The sequence below is a fragment of the Sphaerisporangium flaviroseum genome (assembly GCF_039537005.1).
Taxonomy (GTDB): domain Bacteria; phylum Actinomycetota; class Actinomycetes; order Streptosporangiales; family Streptosporangiaceae; genus Sphaerisporangium; species Sphaerisporangium flaviroseum.
Genome location: NZ_BAAAZR010000001.1, coordinates 938,377 through 963,674 on the forward strand (window position 1 = coordinate 938,377; position 25,298 = coordinate 963,674).

The 25,298-nt window shown below is 68.6% G+C and carries 26 protein-coding genes and 1 pseudogene; 16 read left to right on the forward strand and 11 right to left on the reverse strand.

Annotated elements, in window-relative coordinates; translation table 11 throughout:
• Window positions 1-10: 10 nt before the first annotated feature.
• A complete protein-coding gene (locus ABD810_RS04380) occupies window positions 11-643 on the forward strand; it encodes a response regulator (protein WP_344934477.1) in 633 nt (210 codons plus the stop codon).
• A gap of 5 nt (window positions 644-648) precedes the next feature.
• Here the strand turns inward: ABD810_RS04380 and ABD810_RS04385 are convergent, their stop codons facing one another.
• Window positions 649-1,443 (reverse strand): hypothetical protein, encoded by a 795-nt coding sequence (locus ABD810_RS04385; RefSeq protein WP_344934479.1) that lies wholly within the window; start codon window positions 1,441-1,443, stop codon window positions 649-651.
• Window positions 1,444-1,576: 133 nt separating this feature from the next.
• On the opposite strand from ABD810_RS04385, the gene ABD810_RS04390 reads away from it, so the two are divergent.
• The 4 genes from ABD810_RS04390 to ABD810_RS04405 all read left to right on the forward strand — a co-directional run bounded on the left by ABD810_RS04390 (window position 1,577) and on the right by ABD810_RS04405 (window position 4,498).
• The gene (locus ABD810_RS04390) at window positions 1,577-2,371 is read left to right on the forward strand and encodes an ABC transporter ATP-binding protein (RefSeq protein WP_344934481.1); all 795 of its coding nucleotides are present in this window, start codon (window positions 1,577-1,579) and stop codon (window positions 2,369-2,371) included.
• A 132-nt stretch (window positions 2,372-2,503) separates the two neighbouring features.
• Entirely contained in the window at window positions 2,504-3,424 is a 921-nt protein-coding gene (locus ABD810_RS04395) for an SPFH domain-containing protein (protein ID WP_344934484.1), read from the forward strand.
• A gap of 60 nt (window positions 3,425-3,484) precedes the next feature.
• Entirely contained in the window at window positions 3,485-4,240 is a 756-nt protein-coding gene (locus ABD810_RS04400; RefSeq protein ID WP_425566847.1) for a sulfite exporter TauE/SafE family protein, read from the forward strand.
• Window positions 4,241-4,270: 30 nt separating this feature from the next.
• Window positions 4,271-4,498 (forward strand): hypothetical protein, encoded by a 228-nt coding sequence (locus ABD810_RS04405; RefSeq protein WP_344934487.1) that lies wholly within the window; start codon window positions 4,271-4,273, stop codon window positions 4,496-4,498.
• A gap of 44 nt (window positions 4,499-4,542) precedes the next feature.
• Here ABD810_RS04405 and ABD810_RS04410 read toward each other — a convergent pair whose 3' ends face one another.
• From ABD810_RS04410 to ABD810_RS04420, 3 genes are all read right to left on the reverse strand, one after another.
• Window positions 4,543-5,484, reverse strand: coding sequence for a Rieske (2Fe-2S) protein (locus tag ABD810_RS04410; RefSeq protein ID WP_344934489.1), 942 nt, complete (start codon window positions 5,482-5,484; stop codon window positions 4,543-4,545).
• 63 nt (window positions 5,485-5,547) lie between these two features.
• On the reverse strand, window positions 5,548-6,159 hold the full coding sequence (locus ABD810_RS04415; RefSeq protein WP_344934491.1) for an HD domain-containing protein: 612 nt from the start codon (window positions 6,157-6,159) through the stop codon (window positions 5,548-5,550).
• Window positions 6,160-6,220: 61 nt separating this feature from the next.
• Window positions 6,221-8,554, reverse strand: a complete 2,334-nt coding sequence (locus ABD810_RS04420; protein ID WP_344934494.1) for a molybdopterin-dependent oxidoreductase — start codon at window positions 8,552-8,554, stop codon at window positions 6,221-6,223.
• Window positions 8,555-9,088: 534 nt separating this feature from the next.
• Between ABD810_RS04420 and ABD810_RS04425 the strand changes: the two genes are divergently transcribed.
• The 5 genes from ABD810_RS04425 (at window position 9,089) to ABD810_RS04445 (ending at window position 11,966) form a co-directional block, all read left to right on the forward strand.
• Complete coding sequence (locus ABD810_RS04425) at window positions 9,089-9,295, forward strand: DUF397 domain-containing protein (protein WP_344934497.1); 207 nt, start codon at window positions 9,089-9,091, stop codon at window positions 9,293-9,295.
• A 565-nt stretch (window positions 9,296-9,860) separates the two neighbouring features.
• On the forward strand, window positions 9,861-10,718 hold the full coding sequence (locus tag ABD810_RS04430) for a helix-turn-helix domain-containing protein (protein ID WP_344934499.1): 858 nt from the start codon (window positions 9,861-9,863) through the stop codon (window positions 10,716-10,718).
• A gap of 60 nt (window positions 10,719-10,778) precedes the next feature.
• Window positions 10,779-10,964: a DUF397 domain-containing protein gene (locus tag ABD810_RS04435; protein WP_344935408.1), complete on the forward strand. Its 186-nt coding sequence runs from the start codon at window positions 10,779-10,781 to the stop codon at window positions 10,962-10,964.
• Window positions 10,965-11,062: 98 nt separating this feature from the next.
• Window positions 11,063-11,263, forward strand: coding sequence for a DUF397 domain-containing protein (locus tag ABD810_RS04440; protein ID WP_344934501.1), 201 nt, complete (start codon window positions 11,063-11,065; stop codon window positions 11,261-11,263).
• Window positions 11,264-11,552: 289 nt separating this feature from the next.
• Window positions 11,553-11,966, forward strand: a complete 414-nt coding sequence (locus ABD810_RS04445; protein WP_344934503.1) for a hypothetical protein — start codon at window positions 11,553-11,555, stop codon at window positions 11,964-11,966.
• A gap of 104 nt (window positions 11,967-12,070) precedes the next feature.
• Here ABD810_RS04445 and ABD810_RS04450 read toward each other — a convergent pair whose 3' ends face one another.
• A complete protein-coding gene (locus ABD810_RS04450) occupies window positions 12,071-13,519 on the reverse strand; it encodes a catalase (protein WP_344934506.1) in 1,449 nt (482 codons plus the stop codon).
• Window positions 13,520-13,596: 77 nt separating this feature from the next.
• Entirely contained in the window at window positions 13,597-14,010 is a 414-nt protein-coding gene (locus tag ABD810_RS04455; protein ID WP_344934509.1) for a Fur family transcriptional regulator, read from the reverse strand.
• 125 nt (window positions 14,011-14,135) lie between these two features.
• Between ABD810_RS04455 and ABD810_RS04460 the strand changes: the two genes are divergently transcribed.
• The 3 genes from ABD810_RS04460 to ABD810_RS04470 all read left to right on the forward strand — a co-directional run bounded on the left by ABD810_RS04460 (window position 14,136) and on the right by ABD810_RS04470 (window position 17,823).
• A complete protein-coding gene (locus tag ABD810_RS04460; protein WP_344934511.1) occupies window positions 14,136-15,278 on the forward strand; it encodes a CapA family protein in 1,143 nt (380 codons plus the stop codon).
• Between the two features lie 87 nt (window positions 15,279-15,365).
• On the forward strand, window positions 15,366-17,081 hold the full coding sequence (locus tag ABD810_RS04465) for an SDR family oxidoreductase (RefSeq protein ID WP_344934513.1): 1,716 nt from the start codon (window positions 15,366-15,368) through the stop codon (window positions 17,079-17,081).
• Between the two features lie 40 nt (window positions 17,082-17,121).
• On the forward strand, window positions 17,122-17,823 hold the full coding sequence (locus ABD810_RS04470) for a TetR/AcrR family transcriptional regulator (RefSeq protein WP_344934517.1): 702 nt from the start codon (window positions 17,122-17,124) through the stop codon (window positions 17,821-17,823).
• Here the strand turns inward: ABD810_RS04470 and ABD810_RS04475 are convergent.
• Window positions 17,788-18,759: an AraC family transcriptional regulator gene (locus ABD810_RS04475; protein ID WP_344934519.1), complete on the reverse strand. Its 972-nt coding sequence runs from the start codon at window positions 18,757-18,759 to the stop codon at window positions 17,788-17,790. The genes ABD810_RS04470 and ABD810_RS04475 overlap by 36 nt on opposite strands.
• Window positions 18,760-19,007: 248 nt before the next feature.
• Between ABD810_RS04475 and ABD810_RS04480 the strand changes: the two genes are divergently transcribed.
• Both ABD810_RS04480 and ABD810_RS04485 read left to right on the forward strand, forming a co-directional pair.
• The gene (locus ABD810_RS04480; RefSeq protein WP_344934521.1) at window positions 19,008-19,445 is read left to right on the forward strand and encodes a DUF6069 family protein; all 438 of its coding nucleotides are present in this window, start codon (window positions 19,008-19,010) and stop codon (window positions 19,443-19,445) included.
• A gap of 38 nt (window positions 19,446-19,483) precedes the next feature.
• On the forward strand, window positions 19,484-20,335 hold the full coding sequence (locus tag ABD810_RS04485; protein WP_344934523.1) for an alpha/beta fold hydrolase: 852 nt from the start codon (window positions 19,484-19,486) through the stop codon (window positions 20,333-20,335).
• Here the strand turns inward: ABD810_RS04485 and ABD810_RS04490 are convergent.
• Entirely contained in the window at window positions 20,326-20,703 is a 378-nt protein-coding gene (locus ABD810_RS04490; RefSeq protein ID WP_344934525.1) for a hypothetical protein, read from the reverse strand. The genes ABD810_RS04485 and ABD810_RS04490 overlap by 10 nt on opposite strands.
• A 176-nt stretch (window positions 20,704-20,879) precedes the next feature.
• On the opposite strand from ABD810_RS04490, the gene ABD810_RS04495 reads away from it, so the two are divergent.
• Window positions 20,880-21,410, forward strand: a complete 531-nt coding sequence (locus ABD810_RS04495; RefSeq protein ID WP_344934528.1) for a tetratricopeptide repeat protein — start codon at window positions 20,880-20,882, stop codon at window positions 21,408-21,410.
• A gap of 79 nt (window positions 21,411-21,489) precedes the next feature.
• On the opposite strand, the gene ABD810_RS04500 is transcribed toward ABD810_RS04495, so the two are convergent.
• From ABD810_RS04500 to ABD810_RS40945, 3 genes and pseudogenes are all read right to left on the reverse strand, one after another.
• Window positions 21,490-22,077 carry a hypothetical protein gene (locus ABD810_RS04500; protein ID WP_344934531.1) on the reverse strand — a complete coding sequence of 196 codons (588 nt, stop codon included), beginning with the start codon at window positions 22,075-22,077 and terminating at the stop codon, window positions 21,490-21,492.
• A gap of 97 nt (window positions 22,078-22,174) precedes the next feature.
• Window positions 22,175-24,754 carry an ATP-dependent chaperone ClpB gene (gene clpB / locus ABD810_RS04505; protein ID WP_344934534.1) on the reverse strand — a complete coding sequence of 860 codons (2,580 nt, stop codon included), beginning with the start codon at window positions 24,752-24,754 and terminating at the stop codon, window positions 22,175-22,177.
• Window positions 24,739-25,286 (reverse strand): annotated as a pseudogene (locus ABD810_RS40945) (heat shock protein transcriptional repressor HspR). The gene clpB and the pseudogene ABD810_RS40945 overlap by 16 nt, the downstream one beginning before the upstream one ends.
• Between the last annotated feature and the right edge of the window lie 12 nt (window positions 25,287-25,298).

The window sequence follows — 25,298 nt, forward strand, 5'->3', positions numbered from 1 at the left end:
GGGTGTGGCCATGATCCGGGTGCTGATCGCCGACGACCATCCCGTCGTACGCCAGGGCCTGCACACCTTCCTCGAGCTGCAGGACGACCTGGAGATCGTGGGTGAGGCGGCGGACGGGGCCGAGGCCGTGTCCCTGGTGGCGTCGCTGGCCCCCGACGTGCTGCTGCTCGACCTCACCATGCCCGTGCTGGACGGCCTCGGAGCCCTGCGCGAGCTGTCCGAGCGCGGTCTCCGCGTACGGGTCATCGTGCTCACCTCGGTGAGCGACAGGGGCGACGTGGCGCCCGCCATGCGGTCGGGGGCGTCGGGGTTCCTGTACAAGGACGTGGACCCGGGGGCGCTCGTGCAGGCCATCCGTTCGGTGCACGAAGGTCAGGTGCTGCTGGCGCCCGAGGCGGCCGAGGCCATGCTCGACGGCCCGTCCAAGGCGCCGGAGGGTGCTCCCTCCATCGCCGTGCTGACCGAGCGCGAGCGGGAGGTGCTCGCGCTGATCGCCTCCGGCCGGTCGAACCGCGAGATCGCCAGAGAGCTCGCGGTCGCCGAGAAGACGGTCAAGACCCACGTCTCGAACGTGCTGATGAAGCTCGGCGTCCAAGATCGCACGCAGGCGGCACTGTACGCCGTACGTAACGGGCTCGCGTGAGGCGCCTACACACCCCGGGGCTGGGCGCTGTCGGGCCGGGACCGGCGGTCGCCCGGAGGGGCGCCGAAGGCGTTCGCCGGGCGATGCGGCTCGATGATCGCGTTGTGCGCGGCCACGCGTGCCCGTCGTACGGCGCGGTCGAGGTCGCGCAGGGCCTGGTTGCGCACGGCGATCTGGTCGGAGGTGAGCCCACGCTCGTCGGCGAGGCGCAGCACCGCGGCCAGCCTGGCCGTGAGGGCGGCGACCCGGTGCGCGCGGGCGGGGTACCCGGGAGCCAGGCCCTCGTCGGCCGTGTGGATCGAGGGCTGGCCTCTTCCTGGGCCGTCGACCGAGAGCAGCGCGTCGGTGGCCGAGCGCATGACCGTGGTCAGCATGTGCTCCGCGTCGGCGAGACCGGGGACGTCCGGGGTGGCGGTGCCGGCCTCCATCAGGGTCCAGCGGATCCCGGAGTAGGACGACCCTCGGCGGTCGATGGACGGGATGAGGCCCAGACATCTGCCGGGGAGCACGGCCGTCGCGGCCTGCCCGGCGTCGACGGCGGCCACGGTGAACGGGGGAGGGCCGGTCAGGCCGAGCGGGTCGCCCGCGGCGGGCAGGGCCAGGCGCAGGGCGGTCATGCCCTCGACCCGCAGGTCGGCGAGGAATCCGCGCAGGGGGACCTCGGTCACCTCACTGGAGACGACCTGCGGTCCCGACGCACGCTCCAGCCGGTCGACGGCCTCATCGAGGCCGACATGTCCGGCAAGCCAAGCGTTGCCCCATGCGACCAAGGTGGCGGAGATCGGTGAATCGGGGTGCACCGATCCACGATATGCGCTGATGCTGCAATAGGTTTGGTCCGGAGGGACACTGGGCGGGGCGACTCGCCCAGTGGAGCCGGGTTGACCCGGATGAACCGGGTTGATCTGCATGAACATGTAGGAGGTATTCGGGATGGGTGGTCAGGTGCTTCGGCTCCAGGACGTCGCCGTCCGCAGAGATGGCGCGGCCCTGCTGCGGGGCATCGACTGGACCGTCGAGGAGGACGAGCGCTGGGTCGTGATCGGCCCCAACGGTGCGGGGAAGACGACGCTGCTGCAGGTGGCGGCGGCCCTTCTGTACCCCAGCGACGGCTCGGTGGAGATCCTCGGCGAGCGGCTCGGCCAGACCGACGTCTTCGACCTGCGGCCTCGCATCGGCCTCGCCAGCGCGGCGCTGGCCGAGAAGGTGCCGCCGGAGGAGAAGGTCATCGACCTCGTGCTCACCGCCTCGTACGCCATCCTCGGCCGGTGGAACGAGGAGTACGACTCCGGTGACGTCACCCGTGCGGTGGAGCTCATCGACCAGCTCGGTTGCGCGCATTTGATCAGGCGGAAGTTCGGCACCCTGTCGGAGGGCGAGCGCAAGCGCGTGCAGATCGCGCGGGCGCTGATGCCCGATCCCGAGCTCCTGCTGCTCGACGAGCCCGCGGCCGGGCTCGACCTCGGCGGCCGTGAGGACCTCGTCCGCCGCCTGGCCGCGCTCGCCTACGACGCGAAGGCCCCGACCCTGGTGCTGGTCACCCACCACGTCGAGGAGGTGCCGAGCGGGTTCACCCACGTGCTGCTGCTCCGGCACGGATCCGTGGTCGCCCAGGGGCCGATCGAGTACGTCATGACCGCCGACAACCTCTCCCGCACGTTCGGGGTGCCCCTCAGCCTCGAACGCAGCACCGACGGCCGGTGGTACGCCCGGGCGCTGCCCGGCTGATGGGGAAACCGTCGGGGTGGCGGGCGATCCCTGATCCGTGCGATCCACCTGCGCGGTTCACGACCACGTAAAGGGAAAACCAAATATCATTCCGGCCCGGGGCTCATCGAATTCGTCGGGTCGGAGTGGGTCATGACTCAGCTTGTCGTCGCCATGGTCGTGGTGGCCATCGCTGGTTTCGCGTTATACCGCACCATTCGCATCGTTCCGCAGGCGCAGGCGTTCATCATCGAGCGGCTGGGGCGTTACCACCGCACGCTCACCCCGGGCCTCAACATCGTCGTGCCGTTCATCGACGGGGTGAAGACCACCGTCGACCTGCGGGAACAGGTCGTGTCCTTTCCTCCGCAGCCGGTGATCACCTCCGACAACCTGGTCGTGTCGATCGACACGGTGATCTACTTCCAGGTGACCGACCCCAAGGCGGCCACGTACGAGATCGCCAACTTCCTCACCGGTGTCGAGCAACTGACGGTCACCACGTTGCGCAACGTGGTGGGCGGCATGGATCTGGAGCGCACGCTGACCTCCCGCGAGGAGATCAACTCCGAGCTTCGTGGGGTGCTCGACGATGCCACCGGCAAGTGGGGCATCCGGGTCAACCGGGTGGAGCTGAAGGCCATCGACCCCCCGGCCTCCATCCAGGACTCCATGGAGAAGCAGATGCGGGCCGACCGCGACAAGCGGGCCTCCATCCTGTCGGCCGAGGGCTCGAAGCAGTCGGCCATCCTCACGGCGGAGGGCGAGCGGCAGGCCGCCGTCCTGAAGGCGCGTGGTGAGGCGGAGGCGGCCGTGCTGCGCGCCCAGGCCGACGCGGAGGCCCAGGCGATGCGGGCCAAGGGCCAGGCGGACGCCATCGCGATGGTGTTCCGGGCCATCCACGAGGGAAACCCCGACCAGCGGCTGCTCGCCTACCAATATCTGCAGACCCTTCCCGAGATCGCCAAAGGCGACTCCAACAAGCTGTGGATCATCCCGTCCGAGATGGGCAAGGTCCTCGAAGGCCTGGGCGGACTGTTCCCCCAGCCAAAGGATGGTCCTCCCGCGCGGTGAGCTCCGCGTTCCCGGGTACGGTTGCCGCCTAATATCGGGCGCAGCCGTACGAAAGGTGGCATGTTGACACCGTGGGAGGTGGTCGCGATCCTCGCGGCCGGGGTCGCGGCAGGGGGGATCAACGCCGTTGTCGGATCGGGCTCGCTGATCACGTTTCCGACACTGCTCGCACTGGGGTACCCGCCGATCGTCGCGAACGTGTCCAACAACGTCGGGCTCGTGGCGGGTGGCGTGACCGGCGTGCTCGGCTACCGCAACGAGCTCAAGGGCCAGCGCGAGCGGCTGCTGAGGCTCGGCGCCGGTTCGGTACTCGGCTCCTTGGTGGGAGGACTGCTGCTGCTCTCCCTGCCGGAGAAGGCCTTCCAGGTGATCGTTCCCATCCTGATCGCGCTCGCCTGCGTGCTGGTCATCGCGCAGCCCCGGCTCAACGCGTGGCTGTCCAAGCAGCACCGGCCGCATCCCCACGGCGGGCCGTGGCTGTGGCTGGGGGTGCTCGCCGCCGGGGCCTACGGCGGCTACTTCGGCGCCGCGCAGGGGGTCGTGCTGATCGGCCTGCTCGGCATCTTCCTCGACGACCACCTGCAACGGATCAACGCGGCAAAGAACGTGCTGTCGCTGCTGGTGAACTCCACGGCGGCGATCCTGTTCGCGCTGATCGCCCCGGTCGACTGGTGGGCCGTGCTGTTCGTCTCGCTGGGCTCCCTGGTCGGCGGTTTCCTCGGCGCGCGGGTCGGACGCAGGCTACCGGCCGGAGCGCTGCGTGTGCTGATCGTGTGCGTCGGGATCGTCGCGATTATCAAACTGGTGTACGGCTAACCGAACCCACTAGTGGGTATTTATCTGGATATGAAGGGTGACCGGGTCGAGATCGTCATAGACGCGGGCGGTACTCCGCGCACGTACGAAATGGTGGCGACGAAGGCCGGGCGCCGGGTCGACATCGCGAACCGCAGAGGCCTCGTCGAGGTCAGCGAGGTGACCAGAAGCGGCACGGCTGTGCGTACGGCCCGCTTCATGGCGAGCCGCATTCTGGCACTGGTGGAGCACCCCGCCGCGGACCGCGCCGACGAGTGACCCCTCGCCTTTCCAGTCCTCGGTCCCGCTCGGGCAGACCGCCGTCAGGCCTGGCGGGGACGGACCTGGACGATGCCGTCACCGCGTACGTTGACCTCGAACGATGGCTGCGGCGCGGTCGCGGGGCCGTGGACCACCGCGCCGTCCTCCAGCCGGAACGTGCTGCCGTGCCACGGGCAGACGACGCACGCCTCGTCGTTCTCCAGTTGCAGCCGGCCCTGGTGCAGCGGGCCGGCCAGGTGCGAGCAGCGGTCGGTGAGGACCTTGACCTGGGCCCCGTGGCGCAGGACGAACAGGTTGATGTATCCCAGCCGGCGGGACACCGGACGCCCGTCGGGCAGGTCCCACAGCCGGCACAGGTCGTGCCAGCCGAGGGGGACCAGGTGCGTCGTCTGCTCGGCGTGGCTTGGCCCGGCCGCCATACGGTAGGCCAGGTGCCCGCCGAGATAGCCCCCCAGCCCCGCGGCGCTCAGACCGGCGAACGCGAGCGCGCGGCCCGCCTGGTGCCTGCCGGACATCCGTAGCGCGAGCGACCCGGAGTAGAGCCCGAGCGCGGCGATGTTGACCAGCGCGTGGACGAATCCCACCCGTTGCTGCTCCAGGTGCAGCACCGACCAGTCGGTGATCCCGGCGGCGGCGGCCGGGATGGCCCCGGCGATCCCCGTGGCCAGCACGGCGCGGGTCGCCCGGGGGTCCACGTCGATGAGGTCCAGTACCGCCGTCGCCGTGAAGCAGCCCAGGCTGATGGTCGCCAGCGGAGGGTGGAGGGGATGTCCCGTGGGCACCCCGTGCAGCATGTCCCTGATCGGGCTCCCCGACGGCAGCTTCCGGCGGATCGCCTTGGCCACAGGGAGGACCACCTTGTCGATCGCCTTCATGTGCTCAAGGCGGTCGGTGAGGCCCACCGGCAGCGACATACGACCGAGGCCCAGGGAGTCCCTGAGCGTGCGGCGTCGCGAGTTGATGGCCTTCGAAGTTTCCTCCACTTTCGCCCCCTCTCGCCCTAGGGGACCTACCCCCCAGAGCCGAAGAGAACACCGCAAAGAGGACTAAGCACGGCCCCGGCTCAGGTGACCCCGCGCCACCGACAGCTCGATGATCTCGGTGGCGTAGGCGCCCAGGGCCGGTGAGCCCTCCCGGATGATCTCGACTTTCTCCTTCACCTGATCGGCCGTGACCCCGTGGCGCACCCAGCTTCCGCCCTCGTTGTGGTGGTTGGCCATCATCGGGGCCAGCCGGTCGAGAGCCTTCGCGAACCTGGCCTCGGGAGTCGCACGCTCCTCGAACTCGTCCCAGAGGGCTCGTAGCGTGATGGTCTGATCCTGCGGGAGCAGCCCGAAGATGCGGTCGGCCGCCGCCCGCTCGGCCTTCTCCTGGACCTCGATCGCCGCCAGGTCGTAGACGAAGGTGTCCCCCGCGTCGATCTCGACGATGTCGTGCACAAGCAGCATCGCCGTGACACGGTCGAGGTCGGTGCCGGGCGGCGCGTGCTCCGCGAGGACCATGGCGAGCATCCCGACGTACCACGAATGTTCGGCGTCGTTCTCCCTGCGGGAGCCGTCCATCAAGGTGTTGCGGCGGAGCACACGCTTCAACTTGTCGATTTCAACGGCGAAACCGACCTGGGCCAGCAGACGTTCCTTATCGGGCACGGTGGTCACCCGCCACAGCCTATTACCGGAAGCGCCCGGATTTGCCCAGGCCGGGCGCCCCGGCTTGCGATCAGGCCGGTGAGAGCGTCACCGGGACGCCGTTCAACACCGCGTTCCCGGACAGCGGATCGACGATCGACTCGTCGGTCAGCGCGTTGGCGTTCACCCCGGCGTTCTTGGCGGCGACGAGCTGTGACGTGCCGGCGTGCCCCCAGCCGTGCGGGAGGCTCACCACCCCTCGCATGATGGTGTCCGTGTGCTCGAGTTGTACGGTCAGCTCGCCGGTCGCAGAACGGATCACCGCCTGTTCGGCCAGGCCGAGCTCGGCGGCGTCCCGCGGGTTGATCTGGAGCGTGCAGCGGTTGGTGCCGCCCACCAGGGGGGCCACGTTGTGCATCCAGCTGTTGTTGGAGCGCAGGTGCCGCCGCCCGATGAGCACGAAGCCGCCCGCTTGCCTGCCCAGCGCCTCGCGAAGCCGTACGACGTCGGCCAGGATCGGCTCGGGGGCGAGCTCGATGGCTCCTGAGGCGGTGCTGAGGATCCCGGGAAGGCGGGGCTTGAGGGGCCCGAGATCGATGCCGTGCGGACTCTCCAGCAACCGCGCCAGCGACAACCCATCCCCGGTCAGGCCCGCGTCTCCGGGCAGGTTCGCGAGGCTAGGGTCCCCCGTCAGGCCCGCGTCACCGTCGGCACCCGCGTGTCCGTTCGAGGAGGCGGTCCCATCCGGCCCGGCCTCGCCAGCCGCCGGCTCCCCGCCCGCCTGCTCGCCGTACGGCTGACGCCCGCCCCACGCGCCGTACGGGCCAAGGCGCAGCATCGCGTCCAGCCGCAGCTCGGCGCCGGTGGACCCGGTGAGCAGGGCGCGCAGTTCCGCCGGGTCCCGGCCCTCGACGGGTGACCCGGGCGTGTCCGTCGCCTTGCGCAGCATCTGGTCGAGGATGAGCTCGTCGAGCGCCGCGGGATCCGCGCTCGCGCCCTGACCCGACGCGATCATGGCCAGCCGCGCGAGGATCGCCCCCTCCGAGGGCCGTCCCGGTTCGAGGGCGAGCACCGGCGGCGAGTAGCGCGTGTAGTCGCGCACGGCGAAGCCGGTGAGCGCGAAGTCGTAGTGCACCGCCTCCATGACCCGGGGCGGCGGAAGGATGACGTGCGCGTGCTTGGTCGTCTCGTTGAGATACGGGTCGACGCTGACCATGAACTCCAGCCGGGACAGGGCCTGGTCGAGCCGTGAGCCGTTCGGCGCCGACAGCACCGGGTTGCCGGCGACCGTGATCAGCGCCCGGATCTGCTCGTCGCCGGGCGTCTCGATCTCGTCGGCCAGCGTCGCCACCGGCAGCTCGCCGTTGGCCTCGGGCAGGTCCCGCACGCGGCTGTGCCAGCGCCCCCTGGCGTACGGCTTGCTCCGCCGCGGGCCCTCGGTGGCGGGACGGGCGAACATGGCGCCACCGGGACGGTCCAGATTGCCGGTCAGCGCGTTGATCACGTCGACCATCCACTGCGCGATCGTGCCGAACTCGACCGTGCACGTGCCGATGCGGGCGTACACGGCGGACGTGGGGGCCGCGGCCAGCTCGCGTGCCAGCCGTACGATCTGCTCCGACGGGACCCCGCACGCGGCCGCGCAGGCCTCGGGCGTGAAGTCCGCCACCGCCTCCTCGACCTCGGCCAGCCCGTTCACCGGCACGCGGACGTTGGTCAGCTTCTCGGCGAAGAGGGTGTGGGCGATGCCCATCAGCAGGTAGGCGTCCGTGCCGGGGCGGACGAAGACGTGCTCGTCCGCCAGGGCGGCGGTGCGCGTACGGCGCGGGTCGACGACCACCAGGCGCCCGCCGCGCTTGCGCAGCGCCTTGAGGCGGCCGGGGAAGTCGGGGGCGGTGCAGAGGGAGCCGTTCGACTCCAGCGGGTTCGCGCCGAGCATGAGCAGGTAGTCGGTGCGGTCGAGATCGGGCACCGGGATCGTGAGCGGGTGGCCGAACATCAGGCCCGCCGACACGTGCTTGGGCATCTGGTCGGCGGTGCTCGCGGAGTAGATCTGCCGGGTGCCGAGGCTACGGATCAGCGGTGCCGCGTACAGAGCTCCCGCCATCGTGTGAGCGCTGGGATTGCCGAGATAGACCCCGCGTGCCGGCCCAGGAACGGCGGCGAGCCCTCGCTCGACGACCGCGAAGGCCTCCTCCCAGCTCGCCTTCCGCCACTCACCGCCCTCGCGGATCAGCGGTTCGCGTAGCCGGTCCGGATCCTCGTCCAGCCTTCCGAGGCTCGCGCCCTTGGGGCAGATGAACCCCTTGCTGAAGGGATCGGCGTCGTCCCCGCGCACGCCGGTCACACGGTCGTCATCGTCCAGGGTGATCGTCAGGCCGCAGACAGCCTCACAGAGCGGGCATGTTCGATGCGCGGTACGCACGGATGGGCCTCCTGAGTTCGAGGGGTGAACTCATCTTTACCGGCCCCGAGGGTCCCATGGAAGGACTTCGCCAGCGATTACCTCAGACGTCACGAAATACCACGCTCCACGACACAGCCCACAAGCAGGGAAAGAGCGCTTCGTAACCTTTGACCTCCATACGGCCGCCTCCATTCGCGGCCCTCGCCTCCGCGCGCTGGGCGCGTCGAGAACCACATGGTCGGACCGATGGGAGGTCGGGCACCAGCGTGGTCAGACCGAATGAGGAGGCTGTGGCCACAAATCCTGAGAATCCGGGACCGGGTTGGTACGGTGGTGGCGCGATCAAAGACGCCCTTTGATGGTTCCGAGATGTGAGTATCTCGACCCCGCCGGGCCGCGAGGTGGCAGCCTTCGGCCCGGCTCTTCCCCCGCGCCAGCCTTCGGCCCGGCTCTTCCCCAGGCGTCGTCGCGCTCCAGAACTGCAATCTTGCAAGATCCGCCCTCCGCGCTCATTGTTGAAAGACTTTCACGTATACCTGAGAAGGAGTGCGGATGGCATCCTCAGTGGACCTGTCTGGCGTCACCTGGAGGAAGAGCACCCACAGCTCCGTCGGCAACTGCGTCGAGGTAGCCCACCTCCCCAAAGCCCAAATAGCCCTCCGCGACAGCAGACAGCACTCGGGCCCCATCGTCATCGTCTCCCAGGGGCAATGGGCCGTTTTTGTCGCAGGAGTCAAAGAAAAGGGTTGGGCGGACTAGCACAGCGCACCTGAGGCGGGCACCTCACCGGTGGCCGGTGATCATGCGCTCGGGGTCTGGCAGCGCTTCGAGCAAATCCCGACCGGCAGAGGACAGCGCCGTCTCTCATCCGCAGGGGTCGGGGATCGAGAGGGCTGCTGGACACCTTGCTTGGTGTGAAGGACGTGTGGAGGAACGGCCATTCCATGCGATGTGGTGACTAGCCGCACTAGAAGTGCGCCAGAACTGCTTTCGTCCTCCTTTAGCGTGGCGGGCGCCGCCACCAGACCGATGAGCGGCCCGAACCCCGGGCAGTCATGCGCGCGGAACGTCGCCAGCCGCAGCGATAGGCCGCGGCAAGCTGCCCGTTGTCTCCGTGTGCGAACGTGGGGTCCCACCTACTCGATCTTGCGGAAACCCCCAGATGTCCCTTGGCACGCCTCTAGTTCTGCACCTCTTGGCCACGAATTAATAATGATCTCCTCGGTACGCTGCAATTGCCAATGTAACTTGCACTAGTATGTTGATGCTGGTGGAGACCATGATTGCTGCGTGGACCACCTGACGTCTCGACGAGGAGGCCGGGTTGTCTGAGCGTGGTAGTCCTTCTCTGCGTCGAACACGTCTAGGCCGAGAGCTCCGGCGGTTACGTGAGAGCGTCGGCTTGCTCGGTGACGATGTGGCGGCGAGGTTGAAATGGTCGGCCGCCAAGGTGAGCCGCATCGAGAACGCCAAGACGTTCCCCACAGAGAAGGACGTCGAGGATCTTCTGAGGCTGTACAGCGCCGATCGCAATGTGCGGCAGCAGTTGCTCGAACTTCGCCGGGGTGCGCTCCAAAAAGGTTGGTGGGAGGAGTACCGCGGTGCCTTACCGCCGACGGTTTTAGATCTGGTGGACCGGGAGGCGGAGGCTAGCCTGGTGCGCAACTGGGAGCCTCAGGTGATACCCGGCCTCCTGCAGACGCGCGACTACGCGTACGCCTTGATGGCGGCCATGCAACCGATCGTGCAGATCCCGCGCATATGGGTCGAGCAGCGGGTGGTGGCGCGGATGGCTCGGCAGCAGCACCTGCTGAACGGCTCGCAACCGCTCCACTTGATCACGGTGATCGAAGAGTCGGTGTTACGACGCCAGTTCGGAGACACCCATGTTATGCGGGAGCAGCTTGACCACCTTGTTAAGGTCTCGAAGCTCGAGCACGTCGAGTTGAGGATTCTGGCCCAGGACACCCCTCTTCCGATACCCACGGGCCCGTTTCTACATCTCAAATTTCCCGACTTCCCCGACACGGTGTACTTAGAAGAGTTCTTCGGAGCGCGGTTTGTCGAGGACGTTGAGCAGGTGTACGCGTACGAACGCGCATTTGATCATCTTCTGAGGATTTCACTTGACGAGGCGGCGTCGCAGCAACTAATACGGACAATTTCGGAACGCTGGCAGTAACGGTCGCTTCATCGGGAGCGCGGTGCGATGCCGGCGTCATGCCATAAAGGAAAGATCATGATGAAAACTACGGATAGTAGCGGTCATGTCTGGCGCAAGAGTCGTTGGAGCGCGAACGGAAACTGTGTGGAGGTGGCATCCATAGGCGGGGACCAGGTGGGAGTCCGAGACAGCAAGGCTCTTGACCTGCCTCTCCTCCGCGTTCCCCGTCGGGAATGGCTGGCGTTCATCGATCACATTAAGTGATGACTGTCCCACTAGGTCAGCCCTAGCCTTGCATCCCATGTGACCGGCCTTCATGATGAAAGTACTCCTGTTGCTGTCTTTGGGGGTGGAGGTCACGTATGTCCGTTACGGACAACAGGCGCGGGCTCTGGCGGAGAAGTTCTCACAGCGTGAACGGAAACTGCGTGGAGGTCAGATTCGACCCCGTCCAGGCTCTTGTGCGTGACAGCAAGAAGCCTGGCGGCCCCATCCTCGCTTTCCCAATAGCCGAGTGGAAAGTGTTCACCAGTACCTTGAACAAGACTCGGTCGAGCGGTTGAGTTATGGACTTCGGGGCCCCATCCGTAAATGGATGGGGCCCCGATATGTGCGTGACCAGTGAACTAGTGGCACAAACGTGCTACATGAGGCCTGCGTGAAAATTGTCCAGACCTATGCCTATTTAGGGCATATAAACATCATTATCCCCTATGGGTGATCAGCTAGCGCCTCTCGCGGGATCATTCACCGTGCAAGCATCATCACAAGCTATGTGGGTATAAACGGTGTCAAGTACACTGCAAATTCAGATGCAAGTTACACCTGCACGGTGGATCCCAGGGGATGTCGATGACGCAGAAGCCCCCCTCGCGAGCGTCGGTCAGTCGCTCCTTCGGGTTAGTCCTGCCCGGTCACAGTCTGATCGAGCGGTACCTGAACTGGATCAAGAACAACCTGATCGCGTCGGGCTTCACCTCGGTCCAGGTGGATGCGGGTGGGCTCCGTACCGAGGACCCGTCCTCTGACCGTGTCGTTCTCTCCATCGATCGCGGCTTCTTGCGCTCGCATGTGCGCTACGAGGTGTACGGCCCCGAAGCGGAGGAGTACCGGTTGAAGCTGCTGGCGTGGCACTACGAGTTCGAAGGCAGTGTGGCCGCGAGAGGGACCTGGTGGCACATGCTGCTCTATCTCGTGAAGTGGCTGGTCATGGTGAGCGTTCCACTGGTGGCGACGGTGGCGGCTTGGTACATCACCCATCGGTGAGGGGTGTGAACGTCCATCGGGGGGACGCCTCGATCGGCCACCTGAAAGCCGTACGGCCCGCGCTTCCTAGAGGGAAGGGCGGGCCGTGGTGGGTGTGGAGGGGATCAGGTGAGGCCGAGGCCGGTGGCTACGTGGTCGCCTAGGGTTTTGTGGACGTTGGTCCAGTACTCCACGACGCGCTTCTTCATCTCGCCGGTGACCTCCGGGGAGGAGGCGTGGCCGACGATGTTGCCGACCAGGTGGGCGCGGTCGATGTCGGACAGGACGTTCTCCCAGAGGGCGCGCGGCTGGACGAAGTCGTCGTCCTCCGCGTGCTTCTGGTAGGCGCTGCGGATGATCTCGCCCGCGATCTGGTAGTTCTCGCCCGCGAAGATGGCCGGGTCGGCCGCGGGGCCGCCGGCGGTGTTCGGCGCGTACACCGGGTCGCCGGGGTTGCTGTAGCGCATCGCGCCGTCCTTGTTGTAGCTGTGGACGGGCGACTTCGGCTGGTTCACCGGGAGCTGCAGGTAATTGGCCCCGATGCGGTAGCGGTGGCTGTCGGGGTAGGAGAACAGCCGGCCCTGGAGCATCTTGTCCGGGGAGGCGCCGATGCCCGGGACGAGGTTGGCGGGCTCGAAGGCGGCCTGCTCCACCTCGGCGAAGTAGTTCACCGGGTTGCGGTTGAGGGTGAACTTCCCGATCGTGATCTCGGGGTAGTCGCCGTGTGGCCACACCTTGGTCACGTCGAACGGGTTGAAGCGGTAGTCCGCCGCCTCTTCGAACGGCATGATCTGCACGTTGACCGTCCACGACGGGTGGTCGCCGTTCTTGATCGCGGTGTGCAGGTCGCGGATGTGGTGGTCGGCGTCCTGCGCGATCACGGCGCCCGCCTCGGCGTCGGTGAAGTTCGCGACGCCCTGGTCGGTCTTGAAGTGGTACTTCACCCAGTACTTCTCGCCGGCCGCGTTGTACCAGAGGAACGTATGCGAGCCGAAGCCGTGCATGTGCCGCCAACTGCTCGGCGTGCCACGGTCGGTCATGAGGAACGTGACCTGGTGGGCCGACTCGGGGGACATGGTCCAGAAGTCCCACTGCATGTTGTGGTCGCGCAGGTTGGTGTCCGCGCGCCGCTTCTGGCTGTGGATGAAGTCCGAGAACTTCGAGGGGTCCCGGATGAAGAAGATCGGCGTGTTGTTGCCGACGATGTCGTAGTTGCCCTCGTCGGTGTAGAACTTGATCGCGAAACCGCGGGGGTCGCGCTGGGTGTCCGGGCTGCCGAGCTCGCCCGCGACCGAGGAGAAGCGCAGGAAGAGGTCGGTCTCCTTGCCCTTCTGGAACAGGCCGGCCTTGGTGTACTGGCTGACATCCTCGGTGATCTGGAGGATGCCGTGCGCGCCGCCGCCCTTGGCGTGCACCACGCGCTCGGGGACTCGCTCACGGTTGAACTGCGCCATCTTCTGGATGACGTAGTGGTCCTGCAGCAGCAGGGGGCCGTTGGGTCCAACGGAGAGCGAGAACTCGTCGCTCGGTGCGGCAATGCCCGCATCCGTGGTCGTTATGGGCCGATCGGTCATCGCGCGGTCCTCCGGGGTCGTCGTTGACGGAGTACGGCCGGCGCGGCCTTGACTCCGTGAAGTTGCGGAATGTCAGGTCAGCTCAAGGAGTGACAGCCGGGGCAGATGCCCCAATAGATCACGTCGGCCTCTTCGACGATGAATCCGGCGGCGTCCACGGGATCCAGGCAGGGGGCGGCCCCGGTCGCGCAGTCGACGTCGGTCACGATGCCGCACCTGCGGCAGACAAGGTGGTGGTGGTTGTCGCCCACCCTGGCCTCATAGCGTGTCGGACTGCCCATCGGCTCGATCTTCCGGAGAAGCCCGGCTCGGTTCAGGGCGTGCAGCCCGTCGTAGATGGCCTGGAGGGACACGTGGCCGACTCGCCCGCGCACACTGCGATAGATGGAGTCCACGTCGAGGTGGTCTCCCTCTCGAACGGTGTGCATGATGGCGACCCGAGCCGCGGTCACCCGCAACCCGGCACCACGAAGCCGGTCGACATCCCCCACGACCTGCACATTAGACGGTAAACCTGAATCATTCAAGTAAAGGAATCATCCAGGTCGGCCGATTGTCGATCGATCTGTGGTGGTGGTGTCCATGTGCGGGAGGAAGATGGCATGCTCTTGGAGCGATGAGAAGCCACTCCGTCACCCCTGCCCGTCCCCACTCGACGAAGATCTCTACCGCCGGTTCACATGGCCGGCATGTCATTGCCGCCGTCCTGGCGATCTTGTTCGCGGCCGTGCCGGCGTGCTCCGCCGCGGAGTCGTCCGCGCCGGCGGCCAAGGGCACCGGCTCGACCGGCTCGGCCTCCGCGCCGGCGACAACGCAGGCGAAGCCGCAGCGCAAGCCGTTCACGATCTCCTTCGGCGGAGACGTCCACTTCGAGGGCCAGCTCAGGAACCGCCTCGCCGCGCCCCGCACCGCCTTCGGCCCGATCTCCTCGGTGCTGCGGCGGTCCGATCTGGCGATGGTCAACCTGGAGACCGCCATCACCCAGGGCGGCACTCCGGCCCCGGGCAAGCAGTTCACCTTCCGCGCGCCCCCGACCGCGCTGACCGCGCTCAAAGCGGCGGGCATCGACGTCGCCTCCATGGCCAACAACCACGGCATGGACTACATGGAGAGCGGGTTGCGCGACTCCCTGGCGGCGATCCGCCGGTCGAGGTTCCCGATCGTCGGCATCGGCAAGAACGCCGCTGAGGCGTACAAACCATTCCGCAAGACCGTCAACAACAACCGGGTGGCGATCATCGGCGCGACCCAGGTGCTCGACGCCGAGTTCATCCAGTCCTGGACCGCCACCGACAGCAAGGGCGGGCTGGCCTCCGCGAAGAACCAGCAGCGGCTCATCCAGGCCGTGCGGCAGGCGCGGAAGACCTCCGACACCGTCATCGTGCATCTCCACTGGGGCACCGAGCTGCAGAAGTGCCCGAACGCCGCGCAGCTCGACCTCGCGCCCAAGCTGATCGCGGCGGGCGCCGACGTGATCGTCGGCGGGCACGCCCACATCCTGCTCGGCAGCGGCTATCTCAAGGGCCGCTACGTCAACTACGGCATGGGCAACTTCGTCTTCTACAACTCCGGCCCGGAGACCGGCTCGACCGGCGTGCTGACGCTCACGATCAACGGCCGGAAGGTGCTCAAGGACCAGTGGACCCCGGCACGGATCAACGGGGGCATCCCGGTTCCCGTGACGGGCACCGCCCGGCAGCAGGCCCTGGCGAGCTGGAAGGCCCTGCGGGGCTGCGCCGGGCTGCGTGCCAAGCCCTGACCCGTTGGCGACCCTTTCCGGAACCAGGTCGGCGTCCTATATTTGGACAGATTGTCCAATAGCCTTCCAGGGTGTGGAGTGGGACGTATGCGGTTCATCGACGCGGGCGACGTACGGCTGGCGCTCATCGAGCAGGGTGACCCGGCGAGGCCCACACTGCTGCTGATCCATGGCTACCCCGACACCCATCGAGTGTGGGACGAGGTCGCCGACCTGCTCGTTTCGGACTTCCACGTCGTCCGGTACGACGTCAGGGGAGCGGGCCGGTCCTCCGCTCCGAGTGAGGGGCATGCGTACACCCTCGATCACCTGGTGGACGACCTCGCGGCCGTGCTCGACGCGATCGGCAAGGACACGGTGCACCTCGTCGGTCATGATTGGGGATCCATCCAGGGATGGGAGGCCGTGCGGAGGCTCCCGCGGCGGTTCGCCTCGTTCACCTCCCTCGGTGGTCCCGGTCTGGACCAGGCGTCGTACTTCATGAAGCACGCGGACAAGCGGGACGCCGCCGGGCAGGCCATGCGGTCCTGGTACATAGCGGCGTTCCAGGCGCCGGGAGCCCCCGAGCTCGCCTGGCGCACCGTGGTGCCCCGGACGCTCACCCGGCTCATGCGGCTGTCGGAGGGCATCCAGCCCCGGGACGGCCACCCGGCCGACACCCTCATCCAGGACGGGACGAACGGGGTCAACCTCTACCGGGCCAACATGTTCGCCCCCCGGGATGCCGCGAATGAGCCGTACGTCGAGGTGCCCGTGCAGCTCATCGAGGCCGAGAAGGACATCTTCGTCTCGCCGAAGCTGCTCGCCTCCTTGCACCAGTGGGTGCCGCGCATGTGGCACCGGAAGATCCCCGCGGGGCACTGGGCCCAGCGCAGCCACCCCGGCCCGGTCGCCCGCATGATCGGCGAGTTCGCCCGCCACATTGAGGACGGCGCCGAACCCTCCCGAGAGCTCCTGCGCGCGCGGGTCGCCGAAGGGCGCAAGCCGTACGACCAGCGCCTCGTCGTGGTCACCGGAGCGGGAAGCGGCATCGGCCGCGCCACGGCCCGAGCCTTCGCCTCCCACGGGGCCGAGGTGATCTGCGCGGACATCGACCTCGACGCCGCCCGCCGTACCGCCCGGGAGATCGGCCGCCTCTACGGGACCGCCCACGCCTGTCAGGTCGACGTCTCCGCCGCCGATGAAATGGAGCGGTTCGCCGCCTACGTACGGGACGAGCACGGCACGCCCGACGTCGTGGTCAACAACGCCGGCATCGCCGTCGCCGGGCCCTTCCTGGACCACGAGGTGGCCGACTGGAAGCGCATCCTCGACGTCAACCTCTGGAGCGTCATCCACGGATGCCGGCTCTTCGGGCGGCAGATGGTGGAGCGTGGCGAGGGCGGGCACATCGTCAACATCGCCTCGCTGGCCGCCTTCGCCCCGTCACGGGCGCTGCCCGCCTACTCGACGTCCAAGGCGGCGGTGAAGATGCTCAGCGATTGCCTGCGCGCGGAACTGGCCGGCAAGGGCATCGGTGTGACCGCGATCTGCCCGGGTTTCACCTCCACCGCGATCGCCGGCAACGCCACCTACCTCGGAGGCGACCGGTCCATGGCCGAGGAGGCGCTCCGCCGGCGCGGCTACCCCCCGGAGCGGGTCGCGGCCCACATCCTGCGTGCGGTCCATCACAACACCGCCGTCGTCCCGGTGAACACCGAGGGCAAGGTCGGGTACGCGCTGTCGCGGATCTCCCCGGGGCTGCTGCGGAGCATCGCCCGGCTGACCGATTCCGATATGGGACGACTGGCCGGTAAGGACTGACCGCAGGGCGCCGAAGGGGCAAGATGAACTTGTGTCCGGCATGCCCACTGACCACTGCGACGACGAACAGGCACCGCTGCGCCGCAGACCATCGCAACGACGCAGCGCGCGCCGCGTCGAGCGCATGCTCGACGCCTGCGCCGAACTGCTCGACGAGATCGGTTACGAGTCCCTGTCCACGACGCGGATCGCCGAGCGGGCCGACGTCGCGATCGGATCGGTCTACCAGTTCTTCCCCGACAAAAGAGCGATCACCCTGGCGCTGACCAGGAGAAACGTTGAGCTGTTCATCGCCAGGGTCGGCCGGCGCTTCATGACGGAGGACTACACCGGCTGGTGGCACGCCGTGGACGCCATCATCGACGAGTACGTCGACATGCATAGGACCGTTCCAGGGTTCCGGTCGCTGCGATTCGGCGACGCGGTCGATCTCAACCTGCTTGACTCGGTCTCGGAGAACAACACCGTGATCGCGGGGAGGTTACGCGGGCTGATCCTCGAGGAGTTCGGCATGGCCGACAGCGAGGAGCTCGACCTCAGCCTCACCGTCGCGGTCGAGGCGGGGGGCGCGGTGCTCGCGCTGGCGTTCCGCCGCGACGCGATGGGCTGGCCGCCGCTGGTCGAGGAGGCCAAGCGGCTGATCCGCGAATACCTGTCGAGCCAGCTCCGCGCCCAGCGTGCCGCCCGCCCCGACGGCCCTGAGCCCTCAGGCCGGGGTCGTGACCACCCTCTCCGGGCGTGACCTGCGGCGGAACCTGCCCGGGGCGGTGCCGTACTCCCGCTTGAACGCATTGGCGAACGCGAACTCCGAGGAGTAGCCCACTCGTTCGGCCACCGCGTTGAGCGGCGCGTCGGAGTCGCGGAGCAGGCGCGCGGCGGTGGTCATGCGCCACCAGGTCAGGTAGGTGAGCGGCGGCCGGCCGGTCAGCGCCGCGAACCGGCGGGCGAAGGCGGCGCGTGACAGCCCGGCCCGCGCGCCCAGTTCCTCGACGGTCCACGGATGTGCCGGGTCGCTGTGGATGTCGTGCAGCGCCACGCTGATCGCCGGATCGCTGAGCGCCGCCGCCCAGCCGGTCGCGGTGCCATGGTGGGGCTGCCGGTCGAACCACGCTCGCAGGATGTAGAGCAGCAGCATGTCGAGCAGCGCGGGCACGATCGCGTCCGCTCCCGGGCGGGGGTCGGCGAGCTCTCCACCGAGCAGGTCGACGGCGGCGCGCAACTCGGGGTGCAGGCCCATACGGGTCGGCAGGTGGATGATCTCGGGCAGCTCGCCGAGCAGCGGATGCGCCCGGGCGCGGTCGAGCTGGTACGCCCCGCAGAGGGTGACCGCCACAGCGCCGGAACCGTCCTCCCGGAGGCGGCCGGCGGGCGGGGCCCCGTAGCGCCGCTCGAAGCCGGAGTCGTCGCGCGGCTCGCAGGCGGCCTCGTTCAGCGGGGTGGAGGGGCTGTCGGCCAGGCCGTGCCAGTGCTCGCTGGACAGCAGCACCACGTCGCCAGGACTCAGCGCCATCGGGGCGCCGTCCTGCGGGATCAGCCAGCAGGTGCCCTGGAGGACCACCCGGAAGCCCGCGCCCGGAACGGGCGGGTAGCGCTGCCCCCAGGGGGCGTGCCACTCGACGAGCGCGGAGCGGGGCTCGCCGGTGCGCATGGTGGCGATCACGTCGCTCAGCACGTCCATGCGGCGAGCATATCCCCGGATGCGCGACCGGAGACGATGGCGTATGAACGCGAGATTCACACGCATTGGATGTCTTCCCCGGTAGCCGTACGGTCGATTACGAACCGAACGATCAACTTCTCCCCCTCCGTGTGTGCCGCCTGTTCTCGGCATGTCCGAAACCGGATGGGACCGATGGGACCCGCACGCGAAGCGACCCAGACGACCCGTCCTCCCGGCGGCCACTCGACGATCTCAAGGAGCACGACATGACAACGGAAACCCGCACGCCCCAGCCCATCGCCGGCGCCCCCTCGGCCTGGCGCGTCAGGGCGATCGCCGTCGCCGGAGCGGTGGCGGCCACCAGCCTGCTGTGGCTGGTCGCCCGGATCCTCGGGATCGACCTGTGGGTCGACCCGCACAACGGCCAGCCCGCCGGTCCCGTCAGCCTGACCGCGGTCCTCGCATTCACTCTGGTGTTCTCCCTGCTCGGCTGGGGTGTGCTGGCCGCCCTGGAGCGGTTCACCCGCCGCGCTCACACCATCTGGACGATCCTCGCCCTGGCCATGCTGGCCGTGTCCTTCGTCCCCCTCGTCTACGTGGAGGCGACGCCAGGCACCAAGATCATTCTGACCCTGATGCACCTGGCCGTGGCCTGCGTCCTGGTCCCGCTCCTGCGACGGAGCGGAACGAAGGCCGTGGCCTGACCCACCGAATCGGGTACTGATCCCGCGGGGGGAAGTCGATGAGCGACATGACGAGTGGTCTGGTGGCGGTTCCCGGGGCGCGGATCCACTACGAGGTGCGCGGAACGGGGCCGGTCCTGCTGGTGCTCCAGGGCGGCGAGGGGGATGCGGGGCGTACCGGCGGGCTGGTGAACGGGCTGGTGGACGAGTACACGGTGGTGACCTATGACCGCCGGGGGCTGTCACGCAGCACGGTCGACGATCCGTCGGCGGAGCTGACCATGGAGACGCATGCCGACGACGTCCATCGCCTGCTGGCGGCGGTGACCGCCGGCCCCGCGATCCTGCTCGGCTCCAGTCTCGGCGGTCTCATCGGGCTGTCGGTGGCCATCCGTCATCCCGATCAGGTCGGCACGCTGGTCACTCACGAGCCGCCCGCGGTACGGCTGCTGCCCGAGCCCGCGAGGGCCCTGTCGGAGCGCGTCTTCGACGGGCTGGAGGAGACCTACCGCACCGAAGGGTGGGGCGCCGCCTTCACGAAGCTGGCGGAGATCACCGGAGGCGCCACGGAAGACCGGGAGCCCGATGCCGAGCTGCCCGCGCCCCTGTCCAGGGAACGCATCGCGAACATGCACTTCTTCTTCACGCACGACATCCCCGCGATACGCCGCTGCCGGCTGGAGGCCGCGGACGTCATCGCCCTGAAGGCCGCCTCCGTGCGCGTGGTGCCCGCGGCGGGACGCGCCTCCCGGCGCGGGTTCTTCGACTACCGGTGCGCCGAGGAGCTGGCGCGGCTCCTCGGCGTCGCCATGGTGGAGTTCCCGGGCGGGCACAACGGCCTGACGACCCATCCGAAGGCCTTCGCCGTACGGCTGCGTGAGGTCCTGCGCGCGCCCCGGGACTATTCCTGATCCGGTGGCGGCAGGCCGGAGCCGGGATCGAAATCGGGTGGGATGCCGCCGGTCCGCCCGTAGTCCGCGGACCGTTCCGACTTGGCCTGGGGAGGTGCCCGGTGTATCCCGGTCTCGGGCGACAGCAAGGCGTCCGACTCGGAGGCCGGCGAAGCGCCGGAGCCGGTGCCCCTGGCGTCCAGCTTGCACGGCGCCGACACCTGGCTGATCGTCTGCCGCGCCGACTGCAGCTCGCCTCGCAACCGGATCAGCTCCTGCCGTTGCTGGTGGGCCGTTTCGAGCCGGGCCGTGGTGTACCCGAGGGTCCCGGGAACGAGAACGGCGAACACCGCCGCGCAGGCAAGGGCGAAGGTCGTCTGCCAGGACATGCCCATCGCAGCTCCTTCGAACGGCGTGTATGACCTTCGAGGCGAGGCGAATATGCCCGCTCGTCTCGCACGACACACGGACCGTAGTCAAACATGTGCGAATCAGTGCCGAAGCAATGCCTGCTGTTGTTCGCGCATAGTGGAGCGCGGCTCGGTAACCTCGTCTTGTGGCACATGTGACACGTGATCAGCTAGATCGACTGCTTGAACAGGTGCTCCTGCACGACGATCACGGGGCTCTGGCAGGGCGACTCGATGATCTGGCGCGCGCCTACGCGTCAGGAGAGGTGTCCCGTGCCGCGATCCTCGTGCTCGCCGCGGAGGAGTGGCGGCAGGCGGGCCAGCCGGCGCGAGCCCTCGAATGCTTCCAGCGAGCGCTCGACGACGGGGGCGAGGTGAACGTGGATCCACGGGCCGGTATCGCGGACACCCTGTTCGAGCTCGACCGTCCCGACGAGGCCAAGCAGCTTGTCGACTCGATCAGAGCCGACGGCCGGGTGGACCCGAGCACCGCGCTGAACGTCGCCGAGACCCTGCTCGCCTATGGCGACCCCCATGGAGCGCACGAGTGGGCCACCGAGGGGGTCCTCGCCAGCGACGGCGCGGGCAGCACGCGCGAGGCGCTGTTGCGTACGCGCTATCGCATCCGCGTCGACCTCGGCCTCCCGGAGGACGACCTGGACGCGCTCCTCGACGTCTCCTGCTGATCCGCACACCTGACAGGGCCGTGCGGGCCGCGACCCCCAAGTCTCACGGCCCGCACGGTGAACGGTGGCGTCTCGCTCGTCAGCGGACGCGCACGCCGGTCAGGGTCGTGTCGACGGAGGGAAGCTTCTGGACGTCGGCGGTGACCGCGTCGCTCGGCTTCGCGGGCTCCGCGGCCGGGGCGGGGACGGCATGGGCGTCGACGGAGGCGCTGGGGATCACCGGTGCCGCGTCGAGAGCGGGGGCGTCCGGGACATCCGAATAGGCGGCACCCCTGGGAGCGGGCCGGTCGTCGTACCGCATGACGCCGCCGTGCGTGACGGGGTAGTCGTTCACCAAGTACGGCAGATCGGTGCTGTACTCGATGGCGGGAAGGTCGGCCAGGCCGATCACGGTGGTGGTGTTCGACGGCAGCCCGGAGGAGCGCCCGATGTGCTCGATGCCGATGAGCGGGTCGCCGCCGCTGTAACGGCCATGTCCGGGGGCGTACGGAGCCGGGAGGTCGGCGAGCTCCTCACAGGCGTACGGCGCGCCCACCGACCCCAGCGTGGCCGGCGGTCCGCTCTGGCAGGGCGCCTCGGCGACCGCGCTGCCCGTTCCGAGCCAGCTCGCGCCGGCCGCGACCACGGCGACCGCGAGGGCTCCCCGGATATTGAGTGAAGTACGCATGAAGACTCCCTGACTACTTTCGGTGCTTGGACGAGCACTGAAGGTAGCCAGGGAGGTTCGTCGTCGGCGGGTCGTTAACCCAATGCTGGGGAAATCCTTACCGGGAGGCCTGGACCGTCAAGGTGTCCCCGGCCTCGTCCAGATCGACGGTGACCTCGTCGCCGTCGTGCACGTCGCCCGCCAGCAGGCTCTTGGCCAGCTTGTCGCCGATCGCCGACTGCACGAGCCTGCGCAGCGGCCGCGCGCCGTACAGCGGGTCGTATCCGGTGAGCGCGAGCCAGTCGCGCGCCGCGGGCGTGACGGTCAGCGTCAGCAGCCGGTCGGACAGCCGTCGTGCGAGCCTCGCCACCTGCAGATCGACGATCTGGGACAGCTCCTCCGAGCCGAGGGCGTCGAACAGGATCACGTCGTCGAGCCGGTTCAGGAACTCCGGCTTGAACGAGGTCCTGACGGCGTGCATGACCTTGTCGCGCTTGGTCGAGCTGTCCAGCAGGGGATCGACGAGGTACTGCGACCCGATGTTGGAGGTCAGGATCAGGATCGTGTTGCGGAAGTCGACCGTGCGGCCCTGCCCGTCGGTGAGCCGCCCGTCGTCGAGCACCTGGAGCAGGATGTCGAAGACCTCGGGGTGGGCCTTCTCGATCTCGTCCAGCAGCACCACGGTGTACGGCCGGCGGCGTACCGCCTCGGTGAGCTGGCCGCCCTCCTCGTAGCCGATGTAGCCGGGCGGGGCGCCGACCAGGCGGGCCACGCTGTGCTTCTCGCCGTACTCGCTCATGTCGATGCGGGTCATCGCGCGCTCGTCGTCGAAGAGGAAGTCCGCGAGGGCCTTGGCCAGCTCGGTCTTGCCGACACCGGTCGGGCCGAGGAACAGGAACGAGCCGGTCGGGCGGTCGGGGTCGGCCACGCCCGCACGGGCTCGCCGGACGGCGTCCGAGACGGCCTGCACGGCCTCGCGCTGGCCGACGAGCCTGCGCCCGAGCTCGTCCTCCATGCGGAGCAGCTTGGCGGTCTCGCCCTCCAGGAGGCGCCCGGCGGGGATGCCGGTCCACGCGGAGATCACCTGGGCGATGTCGTCGGCCCCGACCTCCTCCTTGACCATGGGATCCTCGGGCTGCGCCTGGGCGCTGGCCTCTTCGAGCTCCTTCTCAAGGCGCGGCACGTCGCCGTACATCATGCGGGACGCGGCCTCGAAGTCGCCGTCGCGCTGGGCGCGCTCGGCCGCCGACCGTGCCTCGTCGAGCTGCTTCTTCAGCTCGCCGACCCGGTTCAGCCCGGCCTTCTCCTTCTGCCAGCGGACCACGAGGGCGTCGAGGTCCTCCTGTCGGTCGCCGAGCTCCTTGTGGAGCTTCTCGAGGCGCTGGATGCTGCCCTCGTCGGTCTCCTTGGCGAGCGCGAGCTCCTCCATCTTGAGCCGGTCGACGGCCCGCTGCAGCTCGTCGATCTCGACGGGGCGCGAGTCGATCTCCATGCGAAGGCGGCTGGCGGCCTCGTCGACGAGGTCGATGGCCTTGTCGGGAAGGAAGCGCGCGGTGATGTAGCGGTCGGAGAGGGTGGCGGCGGCCACCAGAGCGCTGTCGGAGATCTGCACCTTGTGGTGCGCCTCGTAGCGGCCCTTGAGCCCGCGCAGGATGGCGATGGTGTCCTCGACCGTGGGCTCGCCGACGTAGATCTGCTGGAACCGCCGCTCAAGCGCCGGGTCCTTCTCGATGCGCTCGCGGTACTCGTCGAGGGTGGTCGCGCCGATCATGCGCAGCTCGCCCCTGGCGAGCATGGGCTTGAGCATGTTGCCGGCGTCCATCGCGCCCTCGGCCGCGCCCGCGCCGACCATCGTGTGCAACTCGTCGATGAAGGTGACGACCTGGCCGTCGCTCTCCTTGATCTCGTTGAGCACGGCCTTGAGCCGCTCCTCGAACTCGCCGCGGAACTTGGCCCCCGCCACCATCGCGCCGAGGTCGAGCGAGACCAGGCGCTTGTCGCGCAGGCTCTCGGGGACGTCGCCGGCCACGATGCGCTGGGCCAGGCCGTCGACCACGGCGGTCTTGCCGACGCCGGGCTCGCCGATCAGCACGGGATTGTTCTTGGTGCGGCGGCTGAGCACCTGGACGACGCGGCGGATCTCGTTGTCGCGGCCGATGACCGGGTCGAGCTTGCCGGCGCGCGCCAGCTCGGTCAGGTCGACTCCGTACTTCTCCAGCGCGCGGTAGGTGTCCTCCGGGCTCTCGCTGGTGACCCGGGCGTGGCCGCGGACCTTCTCGAAGGCGTCGAGCAGGGCGTTCGGGCCCGCGCCCTGCGACTTGAGCAGCTGCGCGATCGGGCCGCCGTCGGTGGCGAGGCCGACCAGCAGGTGCTCGGTCGAGACGTACTCGTCCTCCAGCTGCTTGGCCCGGGCCGCCGCGGTGTTGATCGCGACCAGGAGCTGGCGGGAGGAGGACGGCGCGCTGACCGTCGCGCCCTGCGCCTTGGGCAGGCTCTCGAGCTGCTGCTCGGCCTCGGTGCGCAGCTTCTTCCAGTCGGCTCCGACCGCCTCCAGAAGGTGCACCGCGGTGCCGTCCGTCTGGGCGAGCAGGCTGGTGAACAGGTGGGCCGGGGCGATCTCGGGGTGGCCCTCCGCGGCGGCGCGGCGCATGGCCCCCGACAGGGCGTCCTGGCTCTTTCGCGTCAGCTTGTAGTCCACGTTTGCCTTGCCTCTCTCGCATGTCGGCTCGCCAGGGGCCGGCCAGGCCGGCGGTGGTGCGCCGCTTCGCTATATGTGCGCCGGAGACCTGGACGCGGTCCGCGCCCGCAGGCCCGGCGTGGGTGCGCCGTGCGACCTGCCGCGGTGGGCGCCGCAGGTCGCGGCGGGATGTGGGCCGTCGCGCTCACGCCGGGGGAAGTTGGTACTGGATGAGCGCGCGGATCATCGCCATCTCGCCCCTGAGACGGTTGATCTCCTCCCGCATGCGGAGGTTCTCGTTCTCGAGCAGCAGGATGCGCTTGATGCCCGCCAGGTTGATGCCCTCCTCCTGGGAGAGCCGCTGGACCTCGCGGAGCATCACGATGTCGCGGGTGGAGTAGAGCCTGCCCCGGCCGGCCGTGCGGCCCGGGCTGACCAGGCCGAGCCTGTCGTACTGCCGGAGGGTCTGCGGGTGCAGCCCGGAGAGCTGGGCGGCGACCGAGATGACGTACACGGGTGTGTCGTCGGAGAGGTCGAAGTAGTTGGCGTCCATCGGCGTCGCCTC